The organism is Brevundimonas sp. (assembly GCF_024711105.1).
In the GTDB taxonomy this organism is placed as follows: domain Bacteria; phylum Pseudomonadota; class Alphaproteobacteria; order Caulobacterales; family Caulobacteraceae; genus Brevundimonas.
Genome location: NZ_JANJTL010000106.1, coordinates 1 through 7,695 on the forward strand (window position 1 = coordinate 1; position 7,695 = coordinate 7,695).

Here is a 7,695-nt window from a genome sequence, read left to right on the forward strand (position 1 = left end):
CGGGCGTCTTCAGATCAGTCTTCCTTCACGCGCTTCTTGCGGAAGGACGGGTTCAGGACCTGCTTGCGCAGGCGGATGGACTTGGGCGTGACCTCGACCAGTTCGTCGCTCTCGATATAGGCGATGGCCTGCTCCAGGGACGGGCGCCGCGGCGGGGTGAGGCGGACCGCCTCGTCCTTGCCGGAGGCGCGCACGTTGGTCAGCTGCTTGCCCTTGATCGGGTTCACGTCGAGGTCGTCCGAGCGGGAGTTCTCGCCGATGATCATGCCCTGATAGGTCTTCTCCCCGGCGCCGACAAACATCACGCCGCGCTCCTCCAGGTTCCACAGGGCGTAGGCCGCCGTGTCGCCGTCCGAGTTGGAGACCAGCACGCCCTTCAGACGGCCCTCGATGGCGCCCTTGTAGGGCTCATAGTGCGAGAAGACGCGGTTTAGCACGCCCGAGCCGCGCGTGTCGGTCAGGAACTCGCCCTGATAGCCGATCAGGGACCGCGACGGGCAGGCCAGCTGGATGCGGGTCTTGCCGGCGCCCGAGGGGCCCATGTCCTTCAGCTCGGCCTTGCGGGTCGAGAGCTTCTCGATGACGACGCCGGTGTATTCGTCGTCCACGTCGATGACGACGTCCTCGATCGGCTCCAGGCGCTCGCCGTTCTCGCCGGTCTGATAGACGACGCGCGGGCGGCTGATCGACAGCTCGAAGCCCTCGCGGCGCATGTTCTCGACCAGAACGCCCAGCTGGAGTTCGCCACGGCCTGCGACCTCATAGGCGTCGGCGCCCGGCGTCTCGGTGACGCGGATGGCGACGTTGGCCTCGGCCTCCTTGAGCAGGCGGTCGCGGATGACGCGGCTCTGCACCTTGTCGCCCTCGCGGCCCGCCAGCGGCGAGTCGTTGACGCCCACGGTCATGGAGATGGTCGGCGGGTCGATCGGCTGGGCGTCCAGCGGTTCGGTGACCTCAAGCGCGCACAGGGTGTCCGCCACGGTGGCCTTGGACATGCCGGCGATGGCGACGATGTCGCCGGCCTCGGAGCCCTCGTCCAGCGGCTGGCGCTTCAGGCCGCGGAAGGCCAGCACCTTGGTGATGCGGCCCTGCTCGATGGTCTTGCCGTCTCGGTCCAGCGCCTTGATCGGCATGCCGGGCACGGCGCGGCCGCTCTCGATGCGGCCGGTCAGCAGGCGGCCGAGGAACGGGTCGGACTCGATCAGGACGTTGAGGATGCGGAACGGTTTGTCGACGTTCTGCGCCACCGGCGGGGGCGGGACGTGGTCGACGATCAGGTCGAACAGCGGGGCCAGGGTGTCGGACGGATCGTTCATGTCCAGGGTGGCCCAGCCGTTGCGGCCCGAGGCGTAGATGTGTGGGAAGTCGAGCTGCTCCGGCGTGGCGCCGATGGCTTCGAACAGCTCGATGGTCTCCAGGTGCACCCGGTCGGGGTCGGCGTGGGGCCGGTCGACCTTGTTGATGCAGAGGATGGGACGCAGGCCCATCTTCAGCGCCTTGGTCAGGACGAACTTCGTCTGGGGCATGACGCCCTCTTCGGCGTCGACCAGGATGACGCAGCCGTCGACCATGCCGAGGATCCGCTCGACCTCGCCGCCGAAGTCGGCGTGGCCAGGCGTGTCGATGATATTGATGCGCGTCTCGCCCGCCTTGCCGTTCCACAGCACGGAAGTGCACTTGGCGAGGATGGTGATGCCGCGCTCGCGCTCCTGGTCGTTGGAGTCCATGGCGCGCTCGGTGGTCGCCTCATTGGCTCGGAACACGCCGGACTGGGCGAGCAGCTGGTCGACCAGCGTGGTCTTGCCGTGGTCGACGTGGGCGATGATGGCGATGTTGCGCAGGTTCATTGGCGGACGCTCGCGGACGGATGGCCGGCCGCGTTCCTTCGAAGGTCAGGCGGTTGGGGAGGAGGCGGGCGCCAGATACACGAGGTGGGGCGGATTAGCTAGGGCGCTGGACTCAGGAGCCACATGGCCCAGTCAGCCAATCCCCAGAGCAGGAACGCAATGGCTCCCGCCGCGAGCGCGAGGACCACAGCAAGGCCTACCGCGTCGATCCAGTTCCGGACCGATCTCTTGGTGGCCGCGTACCCGATGGCGCCTCCAGTGGCGAGGACTGTGACGACCGCCACCGGCCACGGCAGAGGGCGGCGGTCCTCGATCGCATCCGGCCCATCGACCTGTTCCGCGAACTCCCCTGCATTGGCGCGGGCCAACAGCTTCAGGGCGTCCTGGGCCTCTTGCTCGGGCACCGCCAGCCGGAGGCCGCCGAGCGCGCGCATCATCAGGGGATCAATCGAGGCCAGGCCGTAATCCGAGAGATGCGCCGACAGGCCCGCGCTGCTGAGGAAGCCTTCAGCCAGCCTGGCGGTGGGAAGATCGTCAAACCGGGCGACAACGACCAGGGCCATGCGCCCACCCAAGCTCAGTCCGCCGGCTTCGCCAGCGCAGTCTGGTCCGCGTAGGCCTTCAGCTCGATCAGGTAGCCGTCCGGATCGGCCATCATGGCCTTGGCCGTGGCCTCGTCCCGCACCGGCTCGCTTGCGAAGCCGCCGGCCACGGCGCCCGCGCGCTCGACCAGCGCCGGCCAGTCCTCCCAGGCCACGGTGGCGCCGAAATGCTGGGCCTCGCGGAACGGGGAGGGGGTCACCGCCGCCGGCCGTAGATACGCGGTCAACTGGGCGCCGAAGAGCCACAGGTCGATCCAGCGGTCGGTCGTGCGGCCGACGCGCGCGCCGAGCGCCTCTTCATAGAAGGCCCGCGTTCTGTCGAGGTCCGAAACCGAGATCGACAGGTGGAAGACCGGCCTCAAATCAGACGTCCAGCAGGAACCGGTTCGGGTCCTCGAGGTATTCCTTCACCCGCACCAGGAAGGTCACGGCTTCCTTGCCGTCGACGATGCGGTGGTCGTAGCTGAGCGCCAGGTACATCATCGGGCGGATCACAACCTGGCCGTCCACGGCCATCGGGCGCTGGACGATGTTGTGCATGCCCAGGATGCCCGACTGCGGCATGTTCAGGATCGGCGTCGACATCAGCGAGCCGTAGACGCCGCCGTTGGTGATGGTGAAGGTGCCGCCCTGGAGCTGGTCCAGCGTCAGCTCGCCGTCGCGGGCGAGCTTGCCGAGACGCGCGATCTCCTTCTCGATCTCGGCGAGCGACATGCGGTCGGCGTCGCGGACCACAGGCACGACCAGGCCGCGGTCGGTGCCGACCGCCATGCCGATGTCGTAGTGGTTCTTGTAGACGATGTCGGTCCCGTCGATCTCGGCGTTGATCGCCGGGAGCTCCTTCAGAGCCGCGATGACCGCCTTCACGAAGAAGCTCATGAAGCCGAGCTTGACGCCGTGCCGCTTCTCGAAGGCGTCCTTGTACTGGCCGCGCATGGCCATGACCGAGGTGATGTCCACCTCGTTGAAGGTGGTCAGCTGGGCGGCGGTGTTCTGCGATTCCTTCAGGCGGCGCGCGATGGTCTGGCGCAGGCGGGTCATCTTGACCCTGACCTCGCGGTCGTCGGCGGCGGCCGGCGTGCTCGCGGCGGGAGCGGGGGCCGCCTGAGCCGGGGCGGACGAGGCCGAGGCGGCGGCCTGCAGGATGTCGCCCTTGAGAACATTGCCCTTGGGACCGGTCGGCTGGACGGTCGAGGGATCGACGCCCGTCTCGGCGGCGGCGCGCTGGACGGCGGGGGACAGGGTCTCGGCGGCGGTCGAGGCCTTGGCCGCGGGCTTGGGGGCCTCGGCCGGTGCGGGCGCATCAGCCTTGGCGGCCGGAGCCACGGCGGCGCCGGCGCCCGCATTGATGCGGCCGATGACCTGGCCCGGCGTGACGGTCGCGCCGTTGTCGGCGGTGATCTCGGCCAGCTCGCCGTCAGCGGGGGCGGAGACCTCGACGGCCACCTTGTCGGTCTCGATCTCGACCAGGACCTCGTCCTTGGAGACCTTGTCGCCGACCTTCTTGGTCCATCGGCCGATGGAGCCCTCGGCGACGGACTCGCCCATTACAGGGGTCTTGATCTCGATGGTGGAGGCGGCGGCGGGCGCGGCCGCCGGCTTGGGCGCCTCGGCCTTCGGAGCCTCAGCCTTCGGAGACGGTGCGGGCGCAGCAGCCGGCGCGGCGGCTTTCGGCGCTTCCGCCTTGGGGGCCTCGGCCTTAGGCGCTTCGGCCGGCTTGGGCGCGGCGGCGGCGTCGGCGGCCTCGATGCGGCCAAGCACGGCGCCCGGGGTCACGGTCGCGCCGTCAGCGGCCTTGATCTCGGCCAGCACGCCGTCGGCGGGGGCGGCGACCTCCAGCGACACCTTGTCCGTGTCGAGCTCGACCAGGACCTCGTCCTTCTTCACCGCGTCGCCGGCCTTTTTGGTCCAGCGCGCGACGGTCGCCTCGGTGACGGATTCGCCAAGGGCGGGGGTGAGGATGTCGGCCATGATCGAGTCAGTCTTTCGGTTCGGTCAGTTCGGATATCAGGCGAAGGCCTCGGTGAGGAAGGCGTCGAGTTCCTTCAGGTGCCGGCTCATCAGGCCTGCGGCCGTGGAGGCCGAGGCCGGACGGCCGACGTAACGAGCGCGCTTCGACTTCACGTTCAGCTTCTCGAGCGTCAGCTCCAGCCACGGATCCACGAAGGTCCAGCCGCCCATGTTCTTGGGCTCTTCCTGGCACCAGATCAGCTCGGCGTTCGGGAAGCGCGACAGCTCCTTGGAGACCGACTTCATCGGCCACGGATAGAACTGCTCCAGGCGCAGCAGATAGACGTCGTCCGCCCCGTCGCGCTCGCGGCGGTCCAGCAGGTCGTAATAGACCTTGCCCGAGCACAGGATGACCCGGCGGATGTCCTTGTCGGCCTTCAGCGTCACGCCGGCGACCGCCGGACGCGCCTGGGCGTCGTCGTGCAGCACGCGGTGGAAGGACGAGCCCTCCGCCAGTTCGCTGAGGCGCGACACCGCCTTCTTGTGCCGCAGCAGCGACTTGGGCGTCATGATCACCAGCGGCTTGCGGAACGGCCGGTGGATCTGGCGGCGCAGGATGTGGAAGTAGTTCGCCGGCGTGGTGCAGTTGGCGACCTGCATGTTGTCCTCGGCGCAGGCCTGCAGGAACCGCTCCAGCCGCGCCGAGGAGTGCTCGGGCCCCTGGCCCTCGTAGCCGTGCGGCAGCAGCATGGTCAGGCCGCTCATGCGCAGCCACTTGCGCTCGCCCGAGGAGATGAACTGGTCGATCACGACCTGGGCGCCGTTCACGAAGTCGCCGAACTGGGCTTCCCACATGACCAGGGTGTTCGGGTCGGCCAGGGAATAGCCGTACTCGAAGCCGAGCACCGCCTCTTCGGACAGGGCGGAATCGATGACCTCGAACTGGGCCTGGCCCTCGCGGATGTGGTTCAGCGGGACGTAGCGCTCCTCGGTCGTCTGGTCGACGATGGCCGAGTGGCGCTGGGAGAAGGTGCCGCGCACCGAGTCCTGGCCAGACAGGCGGACCGCGAAGCCCTCGTCGAGCAGCGAACCGAAGGCCAGGGCCTCGGCGGTCGCCCAGTCGAGGTTCTCGCCCGACTCGATCGCCTCGCGCCGGCCGTCGATGACGCGGCGCAGCGTCTTGTGGCAGTCGACATCGTTCGGGCAGGTGGTCAGCACCTTGCCGATGGCCTTGAGCCGGTCGAGCTTGACACCGGTGGAGCCGCGGCGCTCGTCGCCCTCGGGCAGGCCCAGGCCCTGCCACTTGCCGTCCAGCCAGTCGGCCTTGCTGGAGGCGTAGGTCTTGCCGGCGTCGAACTGGGCGTCGAGGTAGGCCTCGAACTCGCTGACCAGGCCGTCGGCCTCGGCCTGGCCGATGACGCCTTCCTCGACCAGACGGCGCGCATAGATCTCGCGCGTCGACGGCAGCGCCCGGATCTTCGAATACATCAGGGGCTGGGTGAAGGTCGGGTCGTCGCCCTCGTTGTGGCCGTATCTGCGGTAGCAGAACATGTCGATGACGACGTCCTTGTGGAACGTCTGGCGGAACTCGGTCGCCACCTTGGCGGCGAAGACCACCGCTTCCGGATCGTCGCCGTTCACGTGGAAGATCGGCGCCTGGACCATCAGGGCCACGTCGGACGGATAGGGGCTCGACCGGCTGTTCCTCGGCGAGGTGGTGAAGCCGATCTGGTTGTTGACCACGAAGTGCAGGGTGCCGCCGGTGCGGTAGCCCTTCAGGCCCATCAGGGCGAAGCATTCGGCCACCACGCCCTGGCCGGCGAAGGCGGCGTCGCCGTGGATGAGCAGCGGCAGGACCCGCTTGCGCTCCAGCGAGCCCTCGGCCTCCTCGCGAAGGTCGAAGGCCTGTTTCGCCCGCGCCTTGCCCAGCACGACGGGATTGACGATCTCGAGGTGCGAGGGGTTGGCGGTCAGCGACAGGTGCACCGTCTGGCCGTCGAACTCGCGGTCCGAAGAGGCGCCCATATGGTACTTCACGTCGCCCGAGCCCTCGATGTCCGAAGGCACGGTCGAACCGCCCTGAAACTCGTGGAAGATGGCGGCGTAGGGCTTGCCCATGACGGCGGCCAGCACGTTCAGGCGACCGCGGTGGGCCATCCCCAGCACGATCTCGTCGACGCCCATGGCGCCGCCGCGCTTGATGACCTGCTCCAGCGCCGGGACCATGGCCTCGCCGCCGTCCAGGCCGAAGCGTTTGGTGCCCGGGAAGCGCTTGTGCAGGAAGCGCTCGAAGCCTTCGGCCTCGATCAGCTTGTTCAGGATCGCCAGCTTGCCTTCCCGGGTGAAGGCGGCGGGCTCGAACTTGTCGGCGCCCTCGAAGCGCTGCTGCAGCCAGGACTTCTCCTCCGGCTCGGCGATGTGCATGAACTGCACGCCGATGTGGCCGCAGTAGCTGCGCTTGAGGATGTCCATCACCTCGCGCAGCGTGCCCGTCTGCAGCCCCAGCACGCCGTCGAGGAAGATCGGCCGATCCATGTCGGCGGGGGTGAAGCCGTGGAATTCCGGGGTCAGCTCGGGGTTCTCGGTGGGCTGCTCGATGCCCAGCGGATCCAGGGTGGCCTGCAGGTGGCCGCGCACCCGGTAGCTGCGGATCAGCATCAGGGCGCGGATCGAGTCCTGCGCCGCGGCGCGGATGTCGTCGGCCGAGGCCGGGGCGGCGGCGGGGGCGGCCTTGCCCGCCGTCTTCGGATCGGGCTTCGGCGTCGGCCCGCGGCCGTCGACCACGGCGGAGTCCTCGCTGGGCTCGCTGACGCGGGGGCGGCCCCAGGCGCGGGCCGCGGCCGAGGCCTTCACCTGGTCGACGTTGTCGCGCAGCTGGTCGAAGAAGGCGCGCCACTCGCCCGACACGGAAGCGGGGTCGTTGGCCCACTTCTCGTGCAGATCCTCAATGAAGGCGGCGTTCGACCCGTACAGGAAGCTGGTCTCGGCAAAGACCTGGTTCAGCCGACCGGCATCGTCCGCCATGGTTCTCGTCACGTCCCTTGGGTCCGCACGCGCACGTTCGCGCGAAGGCGACCGGCGCTCATATAGGCCGTGTTTCTTGAGGGGTCATGACCGAATAGGGGCGAAGCGGCCGAAATTCGCACGATTATGCCCCACTACCGGGACATGGCGGGCCGCTTGCGGAACGAAAAACGCCCCCGGCCTCGACCGGGGGCGTCCGCGGCTGGCCTGTCGAAGGCTCAGCCCTTGAGCACTTCCACCAGGGTGGCGCCGAGCCGCGCCGGCGACGGCGA

General features: G+C 68.8%; 5 protein-coding genes and 1 pseudogene. All 6 read right to left on the bottom strand.

The features are described from left to right. Positions 1-14 precede the first annotated feature (14 nt). Positions 15-1,847, bottom strand: a complete 1,833-nt coding sequence (gene typA, locus Q0M60_RS08065) for a translational GTPase TypA (RefSeq protein WP_296818090.1) — start codon at positions 1,845-1,847, stop codon at positions 15-17. 98 nt (positions 1,848-1,945) lie between these two features. Beyond that, positions 1,946-2,410, bottom strand: a complete 465-nt coding sequence (locus Q0M60_RS08070) for a hypothetical protein (RefSeq protein ID WP_296818092.1) — start codon at positions 2,408-2,410, stop codon at positions 1,946-1,948. A 14-nt stretch (positions 2,411-2,424) separates the two neighbouring features. Beyond that, positions 2,425-2,811: a VOC family protein gene (locus tag Q0M60_RS08075; protein ID WP_296818094.1), complete on the bottom strand. Its 387-nt coding sequence runs from the start codon at positions 2,809-2,811 to the stop codon at positions 2,425-2,427. Position 2,812: 1 nt separating this feature from the next. Then, positions 2,813-4,018 (bottom strand): 2-oxoglutarate dehydrogenase complex dihydrolipoyllysine-residue succinyltransferase, encoded by a 1,206-nt coding sequence (gene odhB, locus Q0M60_RS08080; protein ID WP_296818098.1) that lies wholly within the window; start codon positions 4,016-4,018, stop codon positions 2,813-2,815. Between the two features lie 48 nt (positions 4,019-4,066). After that, positions 4,067-4,420 (bottom strand): annotated as a pseudogene (locus tag Q0M60_RS08085) (biotin/lipoyl-containing protein); the annotation flags it as partial. Between the two features lie 36 nt (positions 4,421-4,456). Beyond that, positions 4,457-7,423 carry a 2-oxoglutarate dehydrogenase E1 component gene (locus Q0M60_RS08090; protein ID WP_296818096.1) on the bottom strand — a complete coding sequence of 989 codons (2,967 nt, stop codon included), beginning with the start codon at positions 7,421-7,423 and terminating at the stop codon, positions 4,457-4,459. Positions 7,424-7,695 lie beyond the last annotated feature (272 nt).

What these genes read in the sequence shown, in the direction of transcription:
- Q0M60_RS08090 (WP_296818096.1), bottom strand. Translation starts at nt 7,423, where the DNA reads ATGGCGGACGATGCCGGTCGGCTGAACCAGGTCTTTGCCGAGACCAGC.
- typA (WP_296818090.1), bottom strand. Translation starts at nt 1,847, where the DNA reads ATGAACCTGCGCAACATCGCCATCATCGCCCACGTCGACCACGGCAAG.
- Q0M60_RS08070 (WP_296818092.1), bottom strand. Translation starts at nt 2,410, where the DNA reads ATGGCCCTGGTCGTTGTCGCCCGGTTTGACGATCTTCCCACCGCCAGG.